Consider the following 24050-nt stretch of genomic DNA (forward strand, 5'->3'; position numbering starts at 1 on the left):
TGACCGGCCGGTCAAGCGGAGGGCCGCTTGACCCGGCGGGGGCGGTCGGTGACGATGACGGTCGTGCGCGTCACGGCCGTCGAGGTTCCGACCAGGGTCCTGGTGTTCGGGATGGCCCGACCCGACGGCACCATCGACGCCGGCGAGCTCTACGACGTCGCTGCCGCGTGCGGCCAGTCCGACGAGCAGGTCCGCTCGTGCCTCCGCCGACTGCTGAGCGAGGGCCTGCTCGAGCGCGACGGCAGCGGCCGCTCAGCCACGTTCCACACCACGCCGGCCGGCGACGTGCTCCGGCTCGGCTCCCTGCGCCGCCACGAGCTCGCCTACCGCCAGGACCGCACCGGCCAGGGCTGGGACGGCCGGTGGCACCTGGCGGCCTTCGCCATCCCCGAGCACAAGCGGGCGGCGCGAGACCGCTTGCGCGACCGGTTGCTCGACGCCGGCGGCGCCGTCATCAACAACGGGCTCTACGTGTCGCCGCGCCCGTGGGAGGACGAGGTGCGCGAGATCGCCGAGCACCTCGACGTGCTCGATCGGCTGAGCCTGGCCGGCACCGACGACCTGGAGGTGGGCGGGACCCGGGACGCCCGCGCGCTGGCCCGTGCCCTCTGGCCCGTCGACGAGCTGGCCGGCAGCTACACCCGCTTCGTGGCCGACCACCAGCGCATCGTCCCGGTCCTCGAGCGGCTGCGCGAGCGCCACGACCGGATCTCCGACGCCGACTTCCTGCCTGGCGCCCTGCGCATGGTCATCGCCTTCCAGGAGGTGTTCCTGCGCGACCCCCTGCTGCCTCCGGAGCTGCTCCCCCGCCCGTGGCCCGGCCGCGCCGCCCGAGACCTGCTCGTCACCAGCCGCCGCCTCGCCCTCCGCCTGCGCGAGGAGCACGAGCGGCCCGCCCTGTTCGCCGCCTTCGACGAGTTCGTCGCCCGCTCCTGACGGGCAGGGATCACCCGGTCGGGGTAGACCCGACGGCGTGACGAACCGGATCGAGGACTACGCCCTGCTGTCGGACACCCAGTCGGCGGCGCTGGTGGGGCGGGACGGCTCGATCGACTGGCTGACGTTCCCCCGCTTCGACTCGGCCGCCTGCTTCACCGCGCTGCTGGGCACGCCGGACCACGGGCGCTGGCTGCTGGCGCCGGTCGGCGAGGTCACCGCCGTGCGGCGGCGGTACCGGCCCGGCACCCTGGTGCTCGAGACCCGGTTCACCACTGCCGACGGCGAGGTCGAGCTGGTCGACTGCATGCCCATCCGGGGCGACGATCGCCTCGACGTCGTGCGCCTGGTGCGAGGGATCCGGGGCACGGTCCCCATGCGCATGCACCTCACGGTGCGCATGGACTACGGCTCGATCGTGCCCTGGGTGCGGCGGGTCGACGGCGGCCTGCGCATGGTGGCCGGGCCCGATGCCCTGGCCTTCCGCACCACCGTGGAGCACCGCCCCGACGACTGGTCCACCGTCGCCGAGTTCACCGTGGCCGAGGGCGACGAGGTGCCCTTCGACCTCGCCTGGCGCCCCTCGCACCTCGAACCGCCCGAGCCGATCTCGGTGGCCGACTCGATCGAGCGCACCACGCGCTGGTGGAGCGACTGGAGCGGCCGCTGCGAGCAGTTCGCCCCCTACGACGACGTCATCCGCAGCTCGATCACAGTGCTGAAGGGCCTCACCTACGAGCCCACCGGCGGCATCGTGGCGGCGCCGACGACCTCCCTGCCCGAGAGCATCGGCGGCCCGCGCAACTGGGACTACCGCTACTGCTGGCTGCGCGACGCCACGTTCACCCTGACCTCGCTGCTCGACGCCGGCTACACCGAGGAGGCGGCCGCCTGGCGGGACTGGCTCCTCCGGGCCGTGGCCGGACGGCCCGAGGACGTGCAGATCATGTACGGCCCGGCCGGTGAGCACCGCCTCACCGAGCTGGAGCTGGACTGGCTGCCCGGCTTCGAGGGCTCCTCGCCCGTGCGGGTGGGCAACGGCGCCCACGACCAGTTCCAGCTGGACGTGTTCGGCGAGGTCATGGATGCCTTCTACGAGGGCCACCTGGTGGTGGCCGACGACCAGCCGAACGTGTGGAAGGTCGGCCGGGCGCTGGTCGAGGTGGTCGAGAAGCGGTGGGAGGAGCCCGACGACGGCATCTGGGAGGTGCGCGGCGGTCGCCGGCACTTCACCCACTCCAAGGTCATGGCGTGGGTGGCCATCGATCGCGCCATCCGCATCGCCGAGGGCCGCGGCACCGACGCCCCGGTCGACCGGTGGACGGACCTGCGCGAGCGCATCCACGCCGAGGTGCTGGCCAAGGGGGTCGACGACCGCGGGGTGTTCGTGCAGGAGTTCGGCGGCACGGCCCTCGACGCCAGCCTGCTCATGGTGCCCCTGGTGGGCTTCCTGCCGCCCGACGACCCGCGGGTGGTGGCCACCGTCGCCGCCATCCAGGACGAGCTGACCCACGACGGCTTCGTGCACCGCTACGACGCCGCCAAGACCGACGACGGCGTCGGCGGCCAGGAGGGCACGTTCCTGATGTGCACGCTCTGGCTGGCCGACGTGTTCATCCTGCAGGGCCGCATCGACGAGGCCCGAGAGATCTTCGAGCGGGTCGTGGCCCTGCGCAACGACGTCGGCCTGCTGGCGGAGATGTGGGACCCCACCGAGCAGCGGATGCTCGGCAACTTCCCCCAGGCCTTCTCCCACACCGCCCTCGTCGCCACCGGCATCGCCCTCTCCCGCCACGATCGCGGCGTCGAGGGGCGGGGAAGCGGCGAGGAGGCCGACGCCGGCCCGCCGACCGGGCGCAGCGCCCGACGGGCCCTCTGGCACCGCGGCTGACCGAGCCGCCCCTCCCCGTCGGGATCAGACCGGGAACCGGCGACGGATCCAGTCGGCGAAGAGCGGGTCCACCACCACCAGGCGGTCGTCGGGGCGGCGGGCGAGGTAGCCGCTGCCGAGCAGCGCCTGCACCCCGGCGCGCCGTGCCCGCCGAGAGCGACAGCGCGCCGGCCGCCGTGCCGTAGACGCTCCCGCCCGAGGCGACGGCTCGCAGCACCTTCTGGTGGCCGGCCGGCATGAGCTCGAGCAGGCGCTCGGAGCCGCTGTCGACCGCCGCCCGCGTGGCGGCCAGGGCTGCCTGCCAGTCGTCGTCGGTGGCGGCGTCCCCGGGCGCCACCCGCTGCCACACCGCGTCGGCCATCTGCATGGCCCGCTGCGGGTGCCCGTCGGCCATGGCGACGATCGGACCGATGACCGGCCCCGGCGAGCGGCCGGTCCGCGTGAAGCCGTCGGCCAGGTTGTCGGCAACCTCGGCGTCGGTGAGCGGCCCGATCTCGATGAGGTCGGCCTGGGAGAAGAACGGCTGGGCCTGGTCGGTGAAGAGCATCCGCATGGTGGAGGGCTGGGACCCGGCGAACACGATCCCCAGCTCGCGGTAGTGGTGCTGGAGCTCGGTGCGCAGGACCCCGGCCGCCCGGTCGACGCCGGCGATGCCGGAGAACTCGTCCAGGACCAGGACCAGCGGGCGCTTCTGTGCGGTGCGCACCAGCAGCTGCAGCAGGGATCGGAGGACGAGCACCGGGTCGGGCCGATCTCGGGGCCCCTTCGAGAGCTGGACGCCGAGCGCGCCGAGCGAGAGCGACACGGACGCGGCGGCGAGGTCGAGCGCCTCGCGCAACGGTCCGCGGGTGGCGGCCAGGCCCCGGTCGAAGGCGCCCGCGAGATCGGCCATGGAGCTCAGCTCGTAGAGGTCGACCCACACGGTCTCGGGGCCGACCTCGGCCAGGTCGGCCGACACCTGCCGCAGCACGCTGGTCTTGCCGTAGCGCCGCGGCCCGAGCAGGGCGGTCAGCCGGTGCTCCGTCAGCCGCTGTGCCAGGTCCTGGCGCAGCGCCTGCCGCCCGGACACCTCGCCCGGGGCCAGCGGGCCTTGGAAGGGAAAAGGGCTCTGTTCAGCCATAGCGAAAAGGTATCACTGAACGATGTGCTTTCTCGCCGCCGAGCGGCCGTCGCTCAGCTCCTCGCCGGCGGCGGCGGCAAGCGCCGGCCCGCGGGCGGGGACGGCAGCGGTCCGACGGGCTCCGCCCACCGGACCACCCGACCCGGCCCGAGCACGGGAGCCAGCTCCCACAGCCCCACGCGCCGACCCGACCGGCGGTCCTGGCGCGCCAGCAGAGCAACCGCGGCGAGTGACCCGGCCACGGCGATCGCCACGCCACCGATGGACGGCCACGACCCCATGGGCGCGAGGGTGGCCGAACGGGCGACCAGGAGACCAGCGGCGCCGATCACGACCACGAGCTGGCCGAGACGGGGCCGGCGAGGCTCCTCGCCGGGTTGAGGCAGCTCGTCGACGTCGAGGCGCCGCAGCCGGCGTCGGAGCAGGCCGAGGGCCACCGCAGCGAGGAAGGCGGCACCCGAGGTGCTGGCGACCGCCGTCACGGCGCTGGCGGCTGCTGGCCCTTCACGCACCTCGAAGACCGCAGCGACCCCCGCCGCGGCCAGCGTGGCCGCCAGCCACCAGGTCCCCAGCGTCGAGAGGTGGGCGTTGGCGCACCGCGGCCAGCCCCGGGACACCGTCCACCCCGATGGCGGCAGCGGCCGCCCCTCGCCATCGAGGCCGTTGCGCGACAGCACGGCCAACCGCCACTGGTCCGCAGTGCGCCCGACCAGGTTGTTCATGGCGATCAAGACCAGGGCGAACGGGACGTTCACCAGGTCGCCGACGCCCCGCAAGGCGGCGGCGAGCGCGGCCACGAGGACTCCGGCTGCCACCGACCGGTGGATGGCGAGGACGACGGCGTGGCGGCGCTGCAGCACCAGGTGGGACGCCCACCGCTGCCACCGCAGGGGCACGGTGCCGAACCGACCCCGAGGCGACGCGAGCAGCACGGTGAGCCACACCCAGAGCGGCGGCGTGCCGATGCGGCGGGCGTGGAGGCCGGCTCGGGCGAGGTCGAGGCGGGACCGGACCGGGAGCCGAGCAGCGTGCCCGGGCAGGAGATCGAGCACCAGCGCGACGGCCTCCTCGCCCCTCGTCGCGCGCAGCCAGGCCGGGAAGAGGAACAGGATGCGGCGGGCCGACCGCTCCGCCCGGCTCACGCCAGGCCTCCTGCGAGACCGAGGTGGGTGGCTGCGGCGCGGGCGACGGCGAGGCGCTGCTGGGTCTCGAGCCGCACGGTGGAGCCGCCGTGCTCGGTGAGGGCGTAGTAGCGGCGGAGCCGGCCCTCGACGGTCTCGCTGCGCGTGGCCGCCACCAGCCCCTCGTCGACCAGCCGGTCCAGGGCGCCGTACAAGGTGCCGGCGCCGAGCTTCACGCGGCCGTCGGAGAGGTCGAGCACGTCCTGGGTGATGCCGTAGCCGTGGCGCTCGCCGGCACCGAGCGCCACGAGGATCAGGTACGTGGGTTCCCGCATCGTCGCCACGTGCGCATCATGCATCGGCATCCGATGCATCGTCAAGCGGCTGCAGAGGACCTGCCGCCGAGGACCTGCGGCCCTAGGCCAGCTTCTCGACGAACTTCTCGAGCTGGCGGAGGTTGCGGCACTCGTAGGCACCGCTCGTGTAGGCCGCGTAGTCGCCGACGATCGAGTCGCCGGTGTCCCAGTACGACTTGGGCTCGGGGTTGAGCCAGTAGACGTGGCGGGCCTTCTTCTGCATCTCCTTGATCACCCAGCTCTGCGACGCGTGGTAGTTGTTCCGCGCGTCGCCCAGGATGATCACGGTGGTCTTGGGCCCGATGTCCTTGCCCCACTTGTTGTGGAACACCTCGAAGGCGTGGCCGTAGTCGGAGTGGCCGTCCACCCAGACCACGTCGGCCTCGGTGTTGACCCGGTGCACGGCCTCGGTGACGTCCTCGACGCCCTCGAAGTACGAGGTCACCTCGTCGATGCCGTCGATGAACACGAACGAGCGGACCTTCGAGAACTGGCCGCTGATGGCGTAGACGAGCATCAGGGTGAAGCGGGCGAACGCGGCCACCGAGCCGGAGATGTCGGCGATCACGAAGATCTCGGGCTTGTGGGGCCGCGGGTGGCGGAACTTGGGCTCGGCGGGCACGCCGCCGTAGCTCAGCGAGGCCCGGACGGTGCGGCGGAAGTCGAGGGGGCCACGCCGGTTGTGGCGGCGCTTGCGGGCCAGGCGCACGGCCAGGCGACGGGTGAGCGGGATCAGCGCCTTGCGCAGCCCCACCATCTCCTCGCGGCTGGCGTGCATGAAGTCGACGTCCTCGGGGAGCGGCTTGCGCAGCGTCTTGGCCATGGCCTCGATGCCCCGGTCGGCCACCAGCCGCCGACGGATCTCCGCCTCGATCTCCTTCTTCAGGGCGTCGATGCGGTGCTCGTACTCGTCCTGCTCGAGGCGCTCCTCCAGCTTGGAGAGCTCCTGGCCGTCCTGGGACGCCTGGTCCCGGCGCTGCTCCATCATCTTCTCGAGCAGGCCCTCGAGGTCGAGGTTCCGAAGCGTCCGGTAGAGGTAGTAGGTGCCGCCGACGGGCCGGCCGGGCTCCATGCCGGCGAAGCGCTTCACGGCCTGGCGGGCGATGGCCCGCATGAGGCTCTCGTCACCCTTCATCATCGCCTGGTAGAGCAGCTGCTGGAGCTCCTCGGGCGTGAGGGCGTCGCCGCCGCCCTGGCCGCTCTGGCCGCTGCCCTGGTCGCCCTGGCCGTCGCGCTCGTCGTCGTCGAGCAGGTCGGCGAGGTCCTGCTCCAGGCTGTCGTCGTCGAGCCCGTACTTCGAGCCGCGCAGCGAGAAGTAGACCTCGAACACCGTCTCGAACGAGCGCCAGTGCGCTTGGTTCTTCACGAGCGTGGCGGCCAGCGCGTACTTGAACGCCTCACGGTCCTCGAAGCGGGATGTGCCGCAGGGCGGCCATGGCGTCGAGGTTCTCGGTGAGGCTGACCGGGAGGCCGGCCTCGCGCAGCTCCCCGATGAACCCGTTGAGCAGCTCGAGCAGCGGCTCGCCGGCGATGCCGGGCGCGCCGCCGTCGCCGTTGGGGGCCAGCGGGTCGGCGGTGTCGGTCACGAGAGGACCAGGCTCACTTGGGGCCGGGGGCGAAGGCCTTCATGCCCTGCTTGTCGGCCGCGAACTCGCGCACCGCCTTGGCGATGTCGGTCTGGTACTTCAGCAGGATGTTGGCGGTGCTCGAAGCCGTCTCGGCGTCGATCTGCTCCACGCCGAGCAGCATGAGCGTGTTGGCCCAGTCGAGCGTCTCAGACACCGAGGGCGACTTCTTCAGCTCGAGCTGTCGCAGGGACCGCACGATGCGGGCGACCTGGTCGGCCAGGTTCTCGGTGATGTCGGGGACCTTGGTGAGGACGATCTCCTTCTCGCGCTCCATGTCGGGGTAGTCGATGTGGAGGAAGAGGCACCGGCGCTTGAGCGCCTCGGAGAGCTCACGGGTGTTGTTCGAGGTGAGGAACACCATCGGGATCTGCTTGGCCTCGATGGTGCCGAGCTCGGGGATGGAGACCTGGTAGTCGGAGAGGATCTCCAGCAGCAGGGCCTCGGTCTCGACCTCGACGCGGTCGACCTCGTCGATGAGCAGCACCACCGGCTCGGTGGCCCGGATGGCCTCCAGGAGCGGGCGCTCGAGCAGGAACTCGTCGGAGAAGAGGTCCTCTTCGACCTCGTTCCAGCCCTCGTCGCCGCGCTGGGCCTGGATGCGCAGGAGCTGCTTCTTGTAGTTCCACTCGTAGAGCGCCTTGGCCTCGTCGAGGCCTTCGTAGCACTGGAGGCGGATGAGGCGAGCACCGATCAGCTCGGCCACCGACTTGGCCAGCTGGGTCTTGCCGGTGCCGGCCGGGCCCTCGACCAGGATCGGCTTCTGGAGCCGGTCGGCGAGGTACACGATCCCGGCGATGCCCTCGTCGGAGAGGTAGTCCACCTTGCGGAGGCCATCGCGGACCTCGGAGACGGACTCGAAGCGGTGGTCGGTCATCCGCGCAGGATAACGCTCATCTTGACCAGCCGGTCAATCAGTTCCACGGTCGGGCCGCAGACGACCGGTGAGCAGGCGGCGACCTACGTCGGCCGCGACGTAGGCGTCGTGGACCACGGCGCGCGGACCGACCGATGCGCCGGCTGCGGCAGGGGCGGACGATGGCCCCATGGCCCACCACCACCGCTCCCCCATCGGCCGCTGGCTCGCCCACGGACCAGCGCCCCTCGCTCCCTTCGACCTCGCCCTCCGGACCGGGCGCCACGTGGTCGCGCCCGGCGGTCCAGGCCGTCCCACCCGCGGTCGACGGGCGCAAGGGCACTCGATCGGTTGACGCGGGGGTCTGGCCCCCGGGACGAGCGGGCAGGCAGCGAGCATGTTGGTACGCCGTCTCGCCCGTCCGATGCTCGCCTCCGTCTTCGTCTCGGGAGGTGTCGACACCCTGCGCAACCCCGGCCCTCGTGCCGAGCTGGCCGAACCGGTGGTCGACCGCATCGTCGAAGCCGTGCAGCCCGTCGCCCAGAAGGTGGCCGCCGCCGGCCAAGACAAGGTCGAGGCCGCCGCCACCGCCATCGACGACGCCACCACCACGGCGGCAGCCAAGGTGGACGAGGCTGCGCTGGGCGCGGTCGACGCCGCCGGCACCGCAGCCGACAAGGTGCGCGCCGCCGGCGACGCCGCCACCGAGCAGGCCGAGGCGGACGACCGCATCGGCGACGCGCCGGCCGCCAAGGTCGACGAGGCCACGGACCGGGCCGCCGAGGTCGCCACCAGCGCCGAGGACCAGGCGGCAGGAGTGGCCGCCAAGGCGTCCGACGCCGCCCACGCCGCCTCCGACAAGGTGGGCGGTGTGGCCACCGAGGTGCGCAGCACCGTCTCCGCGGTGGCCGCCGGCAAGCCGCTGCCCTTCGAGACCGAGACCTACGTGAAGGTCAACGCGGCGGTGCAGGTGGGCGCCGGCGTGCTGCTCGGCCTGGGCAAGCTCCCGCGCCTGTCCTCGGCCGCCCTGGCCGCCACCCTCATCCCCACCACCGTCGCCGGCCACCGCTTCTGGGAGGCCGAGGGCGAAGAGCGCAAGGCCCAGCAGGTCCACTTCTTCAAGAACGTCAGCCTGGTCGGGGGCCTGATCCTGGCTGCGGTCGACACCGAGGGCCGCCCCGGCCTCGGCTACCGCGCGTCACACGCCCGCAAGGAGGCCAAGGTCGCCGGCGCCGCCGCCAAGGCCAACGCCGTCATCGGGTCCCGGGCCGTGAAGGCCAACGCCAAGGCCGCCGGTCGCCTTGCTGCGGCCAACGCGTCCGACGCCGGCGAGGCCGGCCGACGCCGGGCCAAGGCGGCCGGCAAGGCCGCCCGCAAGGAGGCCGAGGTCTACGGCAAGCAGGCCCGCAAGCAGGCGAAGAAGTACCAGAAGGTGGCGGCCAAGCGGGCCGACGCCTACGCCAAGGTGGCCTCGGAGCGGGCCTCGGCGTTCAGCGACGCGGCCTCGGACAAGGCGGCCGACCTGTCGAAGGTGGCCCAGAAGCGGGGCCACGAGCTGTCGAAGGCCGCGCAGGCGAAGGGCCAGGACGTGGCCAAGGCCGCTCGCCAGAGCGACCTGCCGGATGTGGCAGCCGCCCGCTTCCACGACCTCACGGCTCGTGCCCAGGACCTGGTGGCCGGCTGATCCCTTGGTGACGGGCCGGGCCCGGGGTCAGCCCCGGGTCTGGCCGTCGCCGCGCACGAGGTACTTGGCGGTGGTGAGCTCGCGGAGGCCCATCGGGCCCCGGGCGTGGAGCTTCTGGGTGCTGATGCCGATCTCGGCGCCGAAGCCGAACTCCTCGCCGTCGACGAAGCGGGTGGAGGCGTTGACCACCACGGCGGCGGCGTCGACCCGCTGGGTGAAGCGGTCGGCGGCGGCCAGCGAGCCGGTGACGATGGCCTCGCTGTGGCCGGAGCCGTAGCGGGTGATGTGGTCGATGGCCTCGTCGATGCCGTCGACCACCTTCACGGCCAGCTTCAGGTCGAGGAACTCGTTCGACCAGTCGTCCTCGGTGGCCTCGGTGGCCGACGGCAGCAGGGCGATGGTGGCCGGGTCGGCCACCATCTCGACGCCGGCCAGCACGTCGGGCAGCCCGGCGAGGAACGGTTCGGCGACGGCTCGGTGGACCAGCAGGGTCTCGGCGGCGTTGCACACCGAGGGGCGCTGGGTCTTGGCGTTGTGGATGATGCGGGCCGCCATCTCGAGGTCGGCGGCGGCATCGACGTACACGTGGCAGTTGCCGTCGCCGTCGACGACGTAGGGCACCGTGGCGTTGTCGAGGATCGAGCGGATGAGCGACGGGCCGCCGCGCGGGATGAGGCAGTCGATCGACCCCCGCTGCTGCATGAACGCCACGGCACCTTCGCGGGACGTGTCGTCGACGAGCACCAGCGCGTCGGCGGGCAGGTCGGCCTTGACGTAGGCCTCGCGCAGCACCGCCGCGATCGCCTGGTTCGAGGTGATGGCCCCCGAGGAGCCGCGGAGGAAGGCGGCGTTGCCGGACTTCAGGCAGAGGCCGGCGGCGTCGGAGGTCACGTTGGGCCGGTTCTCGTAGATGATCGCCACCACGCCGAGCGGCACCCGCACCCGGCTGATGCGCAACCCGTTCGGGCGGACCCAACCGTCGAGCACCTCGCCGACCGGGTCCGGCAGCGACGCCACCTGGCGCAGCCCACCGGCCATGGCCGCCACCCGGCCGGCATCGAGCCGGAGCCGGTCGATCACCGTGGGGGCGACCCCGCCGGCGATGGCACGCTCGACGTCGGTGGCGTTGGCGGCCAGCACGTCGGCCGTCCGGTCGACCAGCAGGTCGGCGGCGGCGAGCAGCGCGTCGTCCTTCTGCGTGCTCGAGGCCGTGGCCAGCACCCGGCTGGCGGCCTTGGCTCGCTGGCCCTGGGCGGCGATGGCAGAGGTCTCGGACACGCCCGCAGGATACCGGCGCCCCCTCCCCCACCCCCAACGACAGGCCCCCACCCCCCCGGGTCGGCCGCCCCACACCCCTCCCCCGAACTTGTGGGCCCACACCGCCGTTTTCGGCAGCGTCGGCCCACAAGTTCCCGGGTCGGGCGCCCCACCCCTCGAACTTGTGGGCCCAGACCGCCGTTTTCGGCAGCGTCGGCCCACAAGTTCGTCGGGGTGTGGGTGGTGGGGTGTGGGTGGTGGGGTGTGGGTGGGTCGGTCAGAGGGCGGCGGAGCCGCGGGACCAGGGGCCGGTGAGGGCGAGGACGATGCCGGGGGTCTGGATGTTGACGAACAGGGTGGAGCGGTCCCGGGAGAACGTGGGGCCGGTGAACTCGCTGTCGTTGAGGGCGTTGCGAGCGATCAGGAAGGTCTCGCCCCAGCGATTGACGCCGAGGACGTGCGACGCGCCCTCGCCGTCCTCGGCCAGCACCAGGCCGCCCGAGGGGGTGACGGTGATGTTGTCCGGGCCGTCAGGGCGATCCGAGGCCGTGTCGGTGTTGACCGCGTAGAGGACCTCGAGCTCGATGGTGCCCTTGCGCGGGTCGTAGGCCCACACCTGGCCGTCGTGCTCGGCCCGGCTGCCGTCGGCGAGGCGGGCGAAGGAGGCCACGACGTGCACCAGCCCGTCCTGCCAGTAGATGCCCTCGAGCTTGCGGCTGCGGGTGATCGCCCCGCCCGGGCCGGTGATCGTGGTGGCGCCGTTGGCGTAGGTGAACTGCTTGCGGGTGGAGACCGAGGTGGCCAGCGGGTCCGGCACCGTCTTCCACTGGACGCGGTGGCGGGCGCCGATGCGGGTCTCGGTGGAGAGGTCGGGCAGGTCCGGGACCAGCATGGCCTCGAGGTAGCCGCCCTTGCGGTACGCCCCGTACCGGTGGCGGCGATCCGCCGGGGTGAAGCGGTAGAGCAGGCCGTTGGGCCCGCTGGCGTCCTCGGTGAGGTAGGCGTGGCCGCGGCCGGGGTCGATGGCCACCGCCTCGTGGGCGAAGCGGCCCAGGGCGGTGAGCGGGGTGGGGTCCTGGTTGTGCCCGGGGGTCGAGGGGTCGACCTCGAACACCCAGCCGTGGTCGCGCAGCGCGGTCGTGCCGTCGGCCTTCTGCTCGGTCTCCTCGCAGGTCAGCCAGGTGCCCCACGGCGTGGGGCCGCCGGCGCAGTTGCTCCACGTGCCGGCCAGGCTCACGTACTCGACCTGGCGCTTCCCGTGGCGGTCGACGTGGATCGTGCTGGTGCCGCCGACGGCCTTGGGGTCGTAGGTGTACGCAGCCGGCGCGGTGGCCGGGAACGCCGCGGTGGCGCCCTGCTCGTGGTTCACGACCAGCACGGTCGAGCCACGGGGCCCGGCGAAGGCGGCGGTGCCGTCCTGGGCGCCCGGCACGAGGGCCTGGGTCGGGCGGCCGGACAGGTCGGTGAGGCGATCGCCGGCCCGGGTGACCACCTGGTAGCGGAAGCCCTTGGGCAGGTCGAGCAGGCCGGCGGGGTCGGCCACGAGCGGGCCGTAGCCGGTGCCTCGGGAGAAGTGGTGGGTGGCGGCGTCGGAAGCCGCGAGCAGCGGCTCGGCCCGGCCGAGGATGGTGACGCCGACGGCGGCGGCGCCGGCGCCCTGGAGGAACTGGCGACGGGATGCAGGCATGGGGGGCTCCTGGTGAAGGTGACGGGTGCCCCGAGGGTGACGGGTCGACCTGGCGCCTGCCCCACCGGGAGGTGAAGCCTGGGTGAGGACCTCGTGGCCCTCGGGTGGCGGGCCGGCCGGCGGGCCCACCGCTGGTCCGAGGCGCCCGGGCGGCCACCGGTAGGGTTGCGCCGTGCCCACGGTCCGCCCGGCGACCCCCGACGAGATCCCGCGCGTGGGCGAAGCCCTGGCTGCGGCCTTCGCCGACGATCCCGTGTGGTCGTGGCTGGCCTCGCCTCGCGCCTCCTGGTCCGAGCGGGCTGCGGCGTGGTTCGCCGCCGAGGCCCGCACGCAGCTCCGCGGCCACGGCGAGGTCCTGGTCGACGACGAGCTCCGCGGGGCGGCGCTGTGGTCCTCTCCCGGCCACTGGCAGACCAAGCCGAGCGAGTCGGTCGCCCTGCTGCTGCCGTCGCTGCGCCTGTTCCGCAGCCGCAGCGTCCGCGGCCTGCGCACCGTCTCGGCCATGGAGGCCAAGCACCCGAAGGCCCGCTTGCACTGGTACCTGGCCGTGCTCGGCACCGACCCCGCCCACCAGGGCCACGGCGTCGGCAGCGCGCTGATCCGGGCGGTCACCGACCGCTGCGACGAACAGGGCCTGCCCGCCTACCTCGAAGTCGTCGAAGGAGCAGAACGTGCCGTTCTACGCTCGGCACGGCTTCGAGGTCACCGAGGAGCTGGCGCTGGCCGACGGGCCGACCATGTGGTTGACGTGGCGGGAGCCAAAGGGATGAGGGACCGACGATGATCCCCCCCGAAGCAGGTGCAGAAGGCGGTCGAGGTCTTCGTCGCCGACGTGGCGGCGGCCATGCGCGACGTCGTGGGCCGCCTCCCCGCGCTCGACGGCCGGCGCCTCGACCAGGACGTCGCGACCGAGGCGTTCAACCTGGTCACCGCGTTCATCGACGTCGACAAGAGCCACACCGACGACGAGCTCTGGGGCGTGATCTTCGCCTTCGGCCGCTGGATGCCGGACCAGCTGGGCCGGGCCAAGCCCGACGAGCTGCGCCGCACGTCGCTCCTGGTGGGCCGGGCCGCCTGGCTCGAGCAGGTGTCGCCGATGTTCGAGATTCTGGTCACCGCCGACCAGCGCTTCGGCACCACCCACAGCCGCACGTACTACGACCGGGGCATCCACCTCGCCTTCACGGTCATCGCCCTCGACGCCCAGCCCTCGCGGCCCGAGCTGCAGGCCATCGACGACCTGCGCACCCGCCTGCTCGGGGCCATGTCGGGCCTGCCCGCCTCGCCGCTCACCCCAGGCGGCCCTCCCGGGCCCGGGGCGCCGGCGGCCGTCGCCGGCCCCGGTGCCCCTGCCGCCGAGGCGGCCGCCACGCCGGCCGTCGCCACCGAGGAGGAGCTGCCGCCCGCCCGGCCGCTGGAGGAGCTGCTCGCCGAGCTCGACGAGCTGGTGGGCCTCGACAGCGTGAAGACCGAGGTCCGCCTCGTCACCAACCTCCTGCGCGTGCAGCAGCTGCGCGCCGAGCGGAACCTCCCCACGTCGCCCCAGAGCCGCCACCTCGTCTTCACCGGCAACCCCGGCACCGGCAAGACCACCGTCGCCCGCCTGCTGGCCGGCATCTACCGGTCGCTGGGCGTGGTGAGGAAGGGCCAGCTGGTGGAGACCGACCGCTCCGGCCTGGTGTCGGGCTACGTCGGGCAGACCGCCCTCAAGGTCATGGAGGTCGCCGACCGGGCCACCGACGGCGTGCTGCTCATCGACGAGGCCTACGCGCTGGCGCGCGGCGGCGAGAACGACTTCGGCCGCGAGGCCATCGACACCCTGGTGAAGGTCATCGAGGACCGGCGCGACGAGCTGGTGGTGATCGCCGCCGGCTACCCCGACGAGATGGCCACCTTCATCGCCGCCAACCCCGGCCTGGCCTCGCGGTTCCCCAAGACCATCTTCTTCCCCGACTACACCGACGACGAGCTGTGGAGCATCTTCAGCACCGTCGGCGAGAAGGCCGGCTACCGGCCCGACGCCTCCGCCGAGGCCAAGGTGCGGGCCTGGTTCGCCTCGGTGCCCCGGGACAAGGGGTTCGGCAACGGCCGCCTGGCCCGCAACCTGTTCGAGGACGCCGTCGCCCGCCAGGCCGGCCGGGTGGTGGCCATCACCGACCCCACCGACGAGCAGCTGACCACCCTCGTCGCCGAGGACATCGCCGGCCCGGGCGAGGGCCCGCGGCACGGCAACGCCGAGCCGGCCGCCCCGGCCCCCGCCACCCCTGCCGGCGGGCCGACCGGGAGCGCCGCCCCGTGAGGCAGCGGATCCTGGCGATCGTCGGCGCCGTGGCCCTGGTCGTGGTGGCCGTGTTCGTCCGCTCGATGATCAGCGACGACGGCTCGGGCGGCTCCTCCGGCGACGACGGCGGGAAGCCCGTGGTCGCCTGCACGCCCGACCTCCAGGGCATCTGCGACGCCCTCGAGGCCGACGGTCGCATCGCCGCCGACACCCCTGCGCTCGACCTGGCCGACGCCGCCGCCCCGCCTGCTGCGCTCGACGGCTGGATCACCTGGGACCCGGCCCCCGGCATCGCCGACATCGATGCCGAGCAGGCCAGCGCGAACAAGCCCTGGGATGCCGGTGCGCCCCTCGGCGCCTCCACCTTGGCGGTGGCCGTGCGCGGCAGCCAGCTCACGGGAGCACCGTCGGGCTGCACCCAGGTGGCGTTCCCGTGGACGTGCCTCGACCAGGAGGCATCGTCGAGCGCCGCCATCGGCGTGGGCACCGGCACCACCGCCGAGAGCCTGGCCCGCCTCTACCCGATCGCCCTGAGCCTCGTCCCCGACGCCGACAGCGGCTTCCGCGACATCCCCGACCAGCGCCTCCAGTCTCTGGTGAACAGCCCGCCGGACGGCCAGGACCCGTTCCCGGACCAGCTGCGGACCCTGCAGACGAAGGTCGGCGCCCTGAACTACCTCGTGGGCACCACCGACGCCTTCGAGGGAGCCGAGAACCTGACCGTGCTGACGGCCACCCCTGTCGCCCAGGCCACGATCGTGCTGGCGCCGCGCCGGGGGACGAAGGACCTCGTGGCGGGGTCGGCGCTCACGAGCAGCGGTGTGCAGCAGGCGCTGCGTGACGCCGGCGTCGTGCCCGGCACCGGCAGACTGGCACCCGACGACCGCGCAGGCGACCTCTACGCCGTCCGAGACAAGGTGGGATGACATGAGCACCCAGAACGTTGGACCGAAGCGGCGCCTGCGGCTGACCGCGGTGGCGCTGGCCGCCGGGCTGCTCGCCGCCAGCTGCAGCAGCGGGAGCGGCAGCTCCGGCGAGGGCGCCGACGGGCTGGGCGACCCGGGCGACTGCACGGTGGTCGACATCGCGGTGTCGTCGGAGAAGATCGACCTCATGAACGCCTTGGCGAAGTCGTTCAACGGCTCGAAGTCCGCCGAGCTCGGCGACGGCTGCGCCTTCGCCCGCCCGTACTCGAAGGCCTCCGGCGGCGCCACGGACCTGCTGGCCACCACCTGGCCGGAGACCGGCGAGGGGGAGCGCCCGGTCATCTGGTCGCCCGCGGCATCGAGCTGGGGGCAGATCCTCAACCAGCGCCTGGCCGACGACGGCAAGCCGGCCATGGTGGGCGACGCCGTCTCGTTCCAGCTGACCCCGCTGGTGATCGCCATGCCCGAGCCCATGGCCAACGCCCTCGGGTACCCCGGCAAGCCGGTGGGCTGGGCCGACATCGCCCGCCTGGCCACGTCCAAGGAGGGCTGGGCCGCCTACGGCCACCCCGAGTGGGGCGCCTTCAAGCTCGGCAAGACCAACCCGAACTTCTCCACCAGCGGCCTCTCCGCCCTCATCGGCCAGGCCTACGCCGCCACCGGCAAGACCCGCGGCCTGTCCAAGGAGGACCTCGAGGACGCCAAGGTCGAGCAGCTGGCGGCCGACGTCGAGTCGTCGGTGGTCCACTACGGCGACATCACCATGACGTTCCTCAACAACTGGTTCCGCACCGACCGGGAGGGCACGTCGCTGCTCTACGCGTCGGCCGTGGCCGTCGAGGAGAAGTCGGTGATCGACTACAACCAGGGCAACCCCGACGGCGTGCTCGACCCAGGAGAGAAGCCCCGCAAGCCCCGGGTCCCGCTGGTGGCGATCTACCCGAAGGAGGGCACGCTCTACAGCGACAGCCCGATGTACGTGGTCGACGCGCCGTGGGTCGACGAGGCCGAGCAGCAGGGCGCGAAGAAGTTCATCGACTTCATCCAGACCACCTCCAGCCAGAAGCAGGTGCTGGAGTACGGGTTCCGCCCCGGCAACCCGGACGTGAAGGTCGGCAGCCCCATCACCAAGGCCAACGGGGTCGACCCCGACCAGCCCTCCACGCTCCTGCAGGTCCCGGACCCGCCGGTCATGCTCTCGCTGCTGAAGAAGTGGCGCGAGCAGCGCAAGGGGGGCGCGTGATGCTCGTGCTCGACGTCTCCGGCTCCATGAAGGACCCGGCCGACCCGGACGATCCCGCCGGGCCCACCAAGCTCGACCTGGCCAAGAAGGCCGCCATCGAGTCGCTCGGCGAGTTCAAGAGCGACGACGAGGTCGGCCTGCGCATCTTCACCACCGGCCTGGGGCCCGACGGCCAGGCCAACTTCGAGAACGTGCTGCCGCTGCAGCCCATGTCCACGAACCGGGAGCGCCTCGCCTCGGCCATCCGCGACCAGTTCCCGCTGAACGCCACGCCGCTCTACGACGTCACGGACCAGGCGTTCGCCGACATGGTGTCGAGCTACGACGCGAGCCGGATCAACGCCATCGTGCTGCTCACCGACGGGCAGAACGACGACGGCGACACCGGCGACGACGACCAGCAGCTGTCGTCGCTGCTCGCCGACCTGCGCCGGTCCACCAACGGCGAGAGCGCCAAGCCCATCCGGATCTTCCCGATCGCCTACGGCAAGAGCGCCGACCTCGACGTGCTCCAGGACATCGCCGAGGCCACCAACGCGGCGGCCTACGACGCCAGCAACCCCGAGACGATCACCAAGGTGTTCACCGCGGTGGTGTCCAACTTCTGATGGCGTCGCTCAGCTTCCGCGACCGGTTCTTCTCGCCGCCGGTGTCGCGCGCCGTGACCTCGCCCAGCGCCATCCTGGCCCTGGGTGTCGGTGCCGCGGTGGGCGTGGTGGCCACGGCACCGCTGAGCATCCCGCTGGCGGTGCTGGGCGCGGTGGTGGGCGGAGCGGTCGGCTACGGCGGCCGGGTGGCGCTGGCCATGCCCAAGAAGGGCAAGGGCATCCGCATCGATCCCTTCGCCCTCACCGACCCCTGGCGCCGCGCCGTGCAGGAGGCGGTCCGCTCCCAGGCCCGCTTCGACGATGCCGTGAGGTCCTTCCGGAAGGGGCCGCTGCTCGACACCATGACCACGGTCTCGGGCCAGATCGAGGAAGCCATCTCCGAGTGCTGGCAGGTGGCCCAGCAGGGCCAGCTGCTGGCCGACGCCCGCAAGCGCATCAACGACCGCGAGGCGCAGTGGGAGCTCAAGCAGACCACCGACGCCATGGCCGGCAACCCGCCCAACGCCACCCAGGCCAGCACCATCTCGGCGCTGCAGAGCCAGCTGCAGAGCGCCGGCCGCCTCGATGCCCTGGTGGCGCGGACCCGTGACGAGCTCGCCCTGCTGAACGCCCGCCTCGACGAGAGCGTCACCAAGGCCATCGAGCTGTCGGTCTCGAACCGCCTCGAGGACGCCGACGCCCTCGGCGAGGACATGGACGACATCGTCGAGGACCTCGAGTCGCTGCGCCTGGCCATCGAGGACGTCGACGGCGCCGGCGCCGGCACCACCGGCGCGCCCGACGTGGCCACCCCCGGTGCCGAGCCCGCCGGCCCGGCGCCGGCGGCCGGTGCGCCCCACCTCCCGCCGCCCCCGGCACGAGATCCGCTGACCCCGCCACCGCTCCCCTCCGCCGGCGAGGCCGGCCAGAGCCAGGCCTCCCCCGGCTCGTGACGCCGGATCCCGTCGGCCCGCCCGGCCGCGACGGCGTCCACCGGCCCCGCACCGTCACCCCCGGCGTCAGCGCCGAGCCGCGCCAGGTGGTCCGGCCCCGGACCATCGGCGCGCTCGGGCGCCCCGACCCGATCGTCATCCCCCACCTCGAGTCGTTCGCCGCGGCCCCCTGGCAACCGCCCACCGGGCAGGTGCCGGTGGTGGTGGCCGAGCCCGACGGCGATCACCCGGCGGACCCCGACGCCCTGCTCTGGTCCGACGACCTCGACGACGACCTGTGGGTCACCGATCCGGAGCCGGCGCCGGACGGCACGGCCACCGCGGTGGCCACCACCGAGGACGCCACGCCGGCCCCCCGTCCGCCCAGCCGGCTCCTGCGCAACAACCTCTTCGTGGCCAGCGGCACCGCGGTGTCGCGCCTCACCGGCCTGCTGCGCACCACCCTCATCGTCGGCCTGCTGGCCAAGTCGCTGTCCGACGCCTACATCAACGCCAACACCACGCCCAACATCATCTACGAGCTGATCCTCGGCGGGGTGCTCACCGCCACCCTCGTCCCGCTGTTCACCGACGACCTCGAGCACGGCGGCAAGGACGGCGCCACCTCGGCGATCATCTCCTTCGCCATGGTGGCGCTGGTGGTGGTCACGCTCGTCGCGGCGGTGGCCAGCCCCGGGATCATGGCCCTGCTCTCGACCGGCTCGCCGTCGGCGGACCGCCACGACTACGTCGCCGTCGGCATCCCGCTCGCGCTGCTCTTCGCCCCGCAAGTCTTCTTCTACGGGCTCATGGCGCTCTGGTCCGCCGTCCTGAACTCCCGACAGCGGTTCCTGGCCGCCGCGTGGGCGCCCGTGCTCAACAACGTCATCGCCATCGCCACCCTGGCCGCCGTCTGGCGCACGACCACGGGCAAGCCGACGCTCGCCGACGCGCTGCACGACCGCAGCCTCATCCTGATCCTGGGCATCGGCACCACCGCGGGCATCGCGGTGATGGCCCTGGCGCTGTACCCGTCGATCCGGCGGGCCGACATCGGCTTCCGCTTCAACTTCGACCTGAAGCACCCGGCGGTGCGCCGGGCGGTGCGGCTCTCCGGCTGGACCTTCGGCTACGTGATCGCCAACCAGATCGCCGGCATCTTCACCACCATCCTGGCCAAGCCCGGCTCGGGCGGCTCCACCCAGTACCAGACCGCCTTCCAGTTCTTCCAGCTCCCCCACGGCCTGCTGGCGGTGTCGATCATGGTCACCTTCGAGCCCCTGCTCGGCCGGGCCGACGCCCGGGGCGACCGCAAGGACTTCAACGACCAGCTGCTGCTGGGCTTCCGGCTCATCGGCCTGCTCGTCATCCCCGCCGCCATCGGCTACATCGCCCTGCCCAAGGGACTCGACTACCGCACGTTCGCAGGCACGGGCAACGTGCAGACCTTCTTCGACATCACCGGGGTGGTCGCCGCCTTCGCCGTCGGCCTGCCCGGCTTCTCCTCGTACCTGTACTCGCTACGTGCCTTCTACGCGATGAAGGACACCCGCCTGCCGTTCCTCATCAACTGCTTCGAGAACCTCGTCAACGTCGTGACCGCGGTGGCCTTCGTGCGCTGGTGGGGCGTGGTGGGCCTCGCCCTCTCGTTCGCGGTGGCGTACACGGTGGCCGCCGTGGTCTCGGTGGCCATCCTCACCCGGCGCAGCCCCGGCTTCGACTGGCGGGCGCTGGCTCGCACCTGGTTCCAGCTGCTGCTGGCCGCCGGGGTCATGGGCTGCGTGGTGTTCGGCCTGCTCGTCCTGGTCTCTCCGGGATCGCTGCCCATCGCCCTGGGCACCGCCGTCGGCGCCGCGGTGCTCGGCGTGGTGGTGTACTTCGCCGCCATCTGGGTGGCCCGCATCGACGGCATCAGCGAGCTCATGGCCCGGCTGCCCGTCCTGCGCCGCTTCGCCTGAGGCCGCCCCGAGCCCAGGTGGGCTGCGGTGCGGGCGCTGCGTCGAGGAACCTCGTTTAGGCTCACCGCATGATCAAGTTCTTCCGACGGTTCTGGAACTACGTGACGGCTGGGGCGAACCAGAAGTTCAACGAGAAGGCGGATCCCAAGATCCAGCTGGAGCAGGCCATCACCGAGGCCCAGGACCAGCACCGCCAGCTCAAGGAGCACGCGGCCAACGTCATCGCCCAGTCCAAGCAGACCGAGATGCAGCTGAACCGGGCCATGGAGCAGCTCGAGAAGCTCAACGCCAACGCCCGCCAGGCCGTGAAGATGGCCGACCAGGCGGCCAAGTCCGGCGACAGCGCCAAGGCCACCGAGTACACCCGGGCGGCCGAGACCATCGCCACCCAGCTCATCTCGGTCGAGGCGCAGGTCGAAGAGATGAAGACCATGCACTACAGCGCCACCCAGGCTGCCGACCAGGCCAAGGCCGCCGTGGCCCAGAACGGCCAGCTCCTCCAGAAGAAGCTCACCGAGCGCAACAAGCTCCTTGGCCAGCTCGAGCAGGCCAAGATGCAAGAGCAGATGAACAAGGCCATGTCGTCGCTGTCGGAGACGGTCGGCCAAGAGGTCCCCACCCTCAACGAGGTCCGGGACAAGATCGAGCAGCGCTACGCCCGGGCCAAGGGCATGAGCGAGCTGACCGAGGCCTCCACCGAGACCCGCATGATCGAGATCGAGAACGCGGCCGCCAACTTCGAGGCCCAGGATCGCCTGGCCTCCATCCGCTCCGAGCTCGGCATCGTCGACGAGGCGGCACCGGCCGCTCCCGTGGCGGCGCCGGCCACCGAGCCCGCCACCGCCCCGGCCACCCAGCCTGCCACGGAGCCTCCGGCCGAGCCGCAGGCCTCCCCCGGCGTCTGATCGGCTGGCCCCCGGGCCGTCCCACCCGCACCGCCCGTTCGCTGGCGCCGGCCCCGGTCGGCGCCAGCGGCGCGTCCAGGCCCTGGCGCGCTCGTCGCAGCGACCAGCTAGGGGACGATGACGAGGTCGTCGCGGTGGACGACGACGTGCGACAGGCCCTCGGGCAGGTCGGCCGAGCGCCGCCCGGCGGTGGCCCGGAGGTCCGTGGCCGACACCCGGGCCAGGCCCTTGGCGAAGGTGGTCCCGTCGGGGCCCACGATCTCCACCGCTTCGTCGGCCACGAACCGGCCCTCGACCTCGACCACGCCGGCGGGCAGCAGCGACACGCCTCGCTCCAGCAGGGCCCGCTGGGCGCCCTCGTCGACGAGCACCCTCCCGGTGGTGTCGACCGCGAAGGCGATCCAGAGCTTGCGGGCGCCCATGCGCTGCGCCCGAGGGTGCACCACCGTGCCGACGCCCGGAACCGACGCCACCGCGTCGGCCAGCACGCCCTCGCGGTGGGCGGCGGCGATCACGGCCCGCACGCCCGACCAGGAGGCCATCTTGGCCGCCGCCACCTTCGACGCCATGCCGCCGCTCCCCCGCACCGTGCCCGTGCCGCCGGCCAGGGCTTCGAGCTCGGCGTCGAACTCGACGATCTCCTCGATCAGCGAGGCCGAGGTGTCGATGCGGGGATCGGCCGTGAGCAGGCCGGCGGCGTCCGTGAGCAGCACCAGCACGTCGGCCCCGATCAGGTGGGCCACCAGGGCGCTGAGCCGGTCGTTGTCGCCGAAGCGGATCTCGTCGTCGGCGATGGCGTCGTTCTCGTTGACCACGGGGACCACGCCCAGCTCCAGGAGCCGCAGCAGCGTGCTGCGGGCGTGCAGGTACTGGCGACGGATGCCGAAGTCGAGCGGCGCCAGCATGACCTGGCCGGCCACCAGGCCGTGGGCGGCGAAGCAGTCGTCGTAGACCCGCATGAGCCGGCTCTGGCCGATGGCCGACGCCGCCTGCAGGGTCACCGAGTCGCTCGGGCGGCGATCGCCACCCAGGCCGATGGCCGGCAGGCCGGCGGCGATGGCCCCCGAGGTCACCGCCACCACGCGGTGTCCGGCCTCGCGCAGCGCCGCCACCTCGGCGCAGAACTTGGCCACCGCGGCGGCGTCGATCTCCCCTTGGTCATCGGTGATCGACGAGGTCCCGATCTTGGCCACCACCACCTGCGTCACCCGGAGAGGTTGCCCGCCCGGACCGCCCCGAGTCGAACCCGTTGCCCTGCGACCACCGTCCCGGCGGGCCCCCGAGCCCCGCCCCGCCCACCGCCCAGCCGCCCCTCCCCGAACTTTGGGTCCCACGCCCCCGCGCGCACGGGCCTCAGACCCAAAGTTCGACGGGGCGCGAGTGGCGGCGAAGCCGCCAGCTACTCGGCCAGGTAGTCGAAGGAGAACTTGCCGATGTGGACGGGGTCGCCGTCCTTGGCCCCGGCCTTGGCGAGGGCCTTGTCGACGCCGAGGCGCTTCAGGCGCTCCTGGACGTAGGCGAGGGCCTCGAGGTTGGTGATGTCGGACAGGGCGACGGCCCGCTCGGCGGCGCGGCCGTGCACGACGTAGGCGCCGGTGTCGATGCGCTCGATGGTGAGGCCCTCGGGCTGGGGGTGGTGGACCACGAAGGGCTCGGGCTCGGGCAGCGCGGAGCGGGCCGAGCGCACGGCGTCGGCCATGGCCCCCACCAGCTGCGGGATGCCCTCGCCGGTGACGGCGGAGAACGTGGGCCCGTCCCAGTTCGCGGCCCGGTCGACATCGGCGATGTCGGCCTTGGAGCCCACCAGGACGCGTGGCCGGTCCAGCAGCTCGGGGCGGTAGCCCTGGAGCTCGGCGAGCAGGATCCGCTCCTGCTCGGCGGGCTCGAGCTCGGCGGTCGGCGCCAGGTCGATGAGGATGGCCAGGGCCCGGGCCCGCTCGATGTGGCGCAGGAACTGGTGGCCGAGGCCGCGCCCCTCGCTGGCCCCCTCGATGAGGCCGGGGATGTCGGCCACCACGATCTCGTCGCCCTCGTCGAGGCGGACCACGCCGAGGTTGGGCTCCAGCGTGGTGAACGGGTAGTCGGCGATCTTCGGCTTGGCCGCCGAGATGCGGGAGATGAGCGTGCTCTTGCCCACGTTCGGGAAGCCGACGAGGGCGACGTCGGCCAGCAGCTTGAGCTCGAGGTTCAGCCAGCGCTCCTGGCCCTCCTCGCCCTGCTCGGCGAACGACGGGGCCCGGCGGCGGTTCGAGAGGAAGCGGGCGTTGCCCCGCCCGCCCCGGCCGCCGGCCGCAGCGAGCCAGCGATCGCCGGCCCGCACCAGGTCGGCGAGGAGCTGGCCGTCCTGGTCGTGCACCGTGGTGCCCTCGGGCACGGCCACCACGAGGTCGATGCCGCCGGCGCCGTGCTTCTTCTTGCCCTGTCCGTGGGCGCCGCTGGTGGCCCGGCGGTGCGGGTGGTCCTTGAAGGCCAGCAGGGAGGACACGTTCCGGTCCGCCACCAGCCAGATGTCGCCGCCCTTGCCGCCGTCGCCGCCGTCGGGACCACCGAGCGGCACGTGGGCCTCGCGGCGCACCGACACCGCTCCGGCTCCGCCGTCGCCGCCCCGCACGTTGAGTTGGGCTTCGTCGACGAATCCGGACATGGCGCACCACGCTACCGGGCGGCCACCCCCGGCCCCCGGGT

General features: G+C 72.9%; 21 protein-coding genes. 12 read left to right on the forward strand and 9 right to left on the reverse strand.

Annotated elements, in window-relative coordinates; genetic code table 11:
• Positions 1 to 63: 63 nt before the first annotated feature.
• From KSP35_RS07850 to KSP35_RS07860, 3 genes are all read left to right on the forward strand, one after another.
• Positions 64 to 936 (forward strand): PaaX family transcriptional regulator C-terminal domain-containing protein, encoded by an 873-nt coding sequence (locus KSP35_RS07850; RefSeq protein WP_217000640.1) that lies wholly within the window; start codon positions 64 to 66, stop codon positions 934 to 936.
• Between the two features lie 37 nt (positions 937 to 973).
• The gene (locus tag KSP35_RS07855) at positions 974 to 2827 is read left to right on the forward strand and encodes a glycoside hydrolase family 15 protein (protein ID WP_217000642.1); all 1854 of its coding nucleotides are present in this window, start codon (positions 974 to 976) and stop codon (positions 2825 to 2827) included.
• A gap of 410 nt (positions 2828 to 3237) precedes the next feature.
• Positions 3238 to 3426 (forward strand): hypothetical protein, encoded by a 189-nt coding sequence (locus tag KSP35_RS07860; RefSeq protein WP_217000644.1) that lies wholly within the window; start codon positions 3238 to 3240, stop codon positions 3424 to 3426.
• Positions 3427 to 4000: 574 nt separating this feature from the next.
• On the opposite strand, the gene KSP35_RS07865 is transcribed toward KSP35_RS07860, so the two are convergent.
• From KSP35_RS07865 to KSP35_RS07880, 5 genes are all read right to left on the reverse strand, one after another.
• Positions 4001 to 5089, reverse strand: coding sequence for a hypothetical protein (locus KSP35_RS07865; RefSeq protein ID WP_217000646.1), 1089 nt, complete (start codon positions 5087 to 5089; stop codon positions 4001 to 4003).
• Positions 5086 to 5403, reverse strand: a complete 318-nt coding sequence (locus KSP35_RS07870; protein ID WP_217000647.1) for a PadR family transcriptional regulator — start codon at positions 5401 to 5403, stop codon at positions 5086 to 5088. Before KSP35_RS07870 ends, KSP35_RS07865 begins: the two co-directional genes overlap by 4 nt.
• Before the next feature lie 82 nt (positions 5404 to 5485).
• Positions 5486 to 6790, reverse strand: a complete 1305-nt coding sequence (locus KSP35_RS07875) for a VWA domain-containing protein (protein WP_254127038.1) — start codon at positions 6788 to 6790, stop codon at positions 5486 to 5488.
• A gap of 31 nt (positions 6791 to 6821) precedes the next feature.
• Entirely contained in the window at positions 6822 to 7010 is a 189-nt protein-coding gene (locus tag KSP35_RS24145; RefSeq protein WP_254127039.1) for a hypothetical protein, read from the reverse strand.
• 13 nt (positions 7011 to 7023) lie between these two features.
• Positions 7024 to 7926 carry a MoxR family ATPase gene (locus KSP35_RS07880; RefSeq protein ID WP_217000648.1) on the reverse strand — a complete coding sequence of 301 codons (903 nt, stop codon included), beginning with the start codon at positions 7924 to 7926 and terminating at the stop codon, positions 7024 to 7026.
• Positions 7927 to 8329: 403 nt separating this feature from the next.
• On the opposite strand from KSP35_RS07880, the gene KSP35_RS07885 reads away from it, so the two are divergent.
• Complete coding sequence (locus KSP35_RS07885; protein WP_217000649.1) at positions 8330 to 9589, forward strand: DoxX family protein; 1260 nt, start codon at positions 8330 to 8332, stop codon at positions 9587 to 9589.
• Positions 9590 to 9616: 27 nt separating this feature from the next.
• Here KSP35_RS07885 and KSP35_RS07890 read toward each other — a convergent pair whose 3' ends face one another.
• Entirely contained in the window at positions 9617 to 10867 is a 1251-nt protein-coding gene (locus KSP35_RS07890) for a glutamate-5-semialdehyde dehydrogenase (RefSeq protein WP_217000651.1), read from the reverse strand.
• A gap of 256 nt (positions 10868 to 11123) precedes the next feature.
• Positions 11124 to 12533 carry an alkaline phosphatase PhoX gene (locus KSP35_RS07895; RefSeq protein WP_217000653.1) on the reverse strand — a complete coding sequence of 470 codons (1410 nt, stop codon included), beginning with the start codon at positions 12531 to 12533 and terminating at the stop codon, positions 11124 to 11126.
• 172 nt (positions 12534 to 12705) lie between these two features.
• On the opposite strand from KSP35_RS07895, the gene KSP35_RS07900 reads away from it, so the two are divergent.
• The 8 genes from KSP35_RS07900 to KSP35_RS07935 all read left to right on the forward strand — a co-directional run bounded on the left by KSP35_RS07900 (position 12706) and on the right by KSP35_RS07935 (position 21365).
• Complete coding sequence (locus KSP35_RS07900) at positions 12706 to 13317, forward strand: N-acetyltransferase (RefSeq protein WP_217000655.1); 612 nt, start codon at positions 12706 to 12708, stop codon at positions 13315 to 13317.
• A gap of 15 nt (positions 13318 to 13332) precedes the next feature.
• A complete protein-coding gene (locus KSP35_RS07905; protein WP_217000657.1) occupies positions 13333 to 14832 on the forward strand; it encodes an AAA family ATPase in 1500 nt (499 codons plus the stop codon).
• Positions 14829 to 15740, forward strand: a complete 912-nt coding sequence (locus KSP35_RS07910) for a hypothetical protein (protein ID WP_217000659.1) — start codon at positions 14829 to 14831, stop codon at positions 15738 to 15740. The genes KSP35_RS07905 and KSP35_RS07910 overlap by 4 nt, the downstream gene beginning before the upstream one ends.
• A 1-nt stretch (position 15741) precedes the next feature.
• Positions 15742 to 16983: an extracellular solute-binding protein gene (locus KSP35_RS07915; RefSeq protein WP_217000661.1), complete on the forward strand. Its 1242-nt coding sequence runs from the start codon at positions 15742 to 15744 to the stop codon at positions 16981 to 16983.
• On the forward strand, positions 16983 to 17591 hold the full coding sequence (locus KSP35_RS07920; protein WP_217000662.1) for a VWA domain-containing protein: 609 nt from the start codon (positions 16983 to 16985) through the stop codon (positions 17589 to 17591). Before KSP35_RS07915 ends, KSP35_RS07920 begins: the two co-directional genes overlap by 1 nt.
• Positions 17591 to 18523 carry a hypothetical protein gene (locus tag KSP35_RS07925; RefSeq protein ID WP_217000664.1) on the forward strand — a complete coding sequence of 311 codons (933 nt, stop codon included), beginning with the start codon at positions 17591 to 17593 and terminating at the stop codon, positions 18521 to 18523. Before KSP35_RS07920 ends, KSP35_RS07925 begins: the two co-directional genes overlap by 1 nt.
• Positions 18520 to 20460, forward strand: coding sequence for a murein biosynthesis integral membrane protein MurJ (gene murJ, locus KSP35_RS07930; RefSeq protein WP_217000666.1), 1941 nt, complete (start codon positions 18520 to 18522; stop codon positions 20458 to 20460). The genes KSP35_RS07925 and murJ overlap by 4 nt, the downstream gene beginning before the upstream one ends.
• A gap of 68 nt (positions 20461 to 20528) precedes the next feature.
• Complete coding sequence (locus KSP35_RS07935; RefSeq protein ID WP_217000668.1) at positions 20529 to 21365, forward strand: PspA/IM30 family protein; 837 nt, start codon at positions 20529 to 20531, stop codon at positions 21363 to 21365.
• A gap of 107 nt (positions 21366 to 21472) precedes the next feature.
• On the opposite strand, the gene proB is transcribed toward KSP35_RS07935, so the two are convergent.
• A complete protein-coding gene (gene proB / locus KSP35_RS07940) occupies positions 21473 to 22573 on the reverse strand; it encodes a glutamate 5-kinase (protein WP_254127040.1) in 1101 nt (366 codons plus the stop codon).
• Positions 22574 to 22764: 191 nt separating this feature from the next.
• Entirely contained in the window at positions 22765 to 24009 is a 1245-nt protein-coding gene (obgE, locus tag KSP35_RS07945; protein WP_217000670.1) for a GTPase ObgE, read from the reverse strand.
• Positions 24010 to 24050: the final 41 nt, after the last annotated feature.

This window comes from Aquihabitans sp. G128, from assembly GCF_019048865.1.
GTDB lineage: Bacteria > Actinomycetota > Acidimicrobiia > Acidimicrobiales > Iamiaceae > Aquihabitans.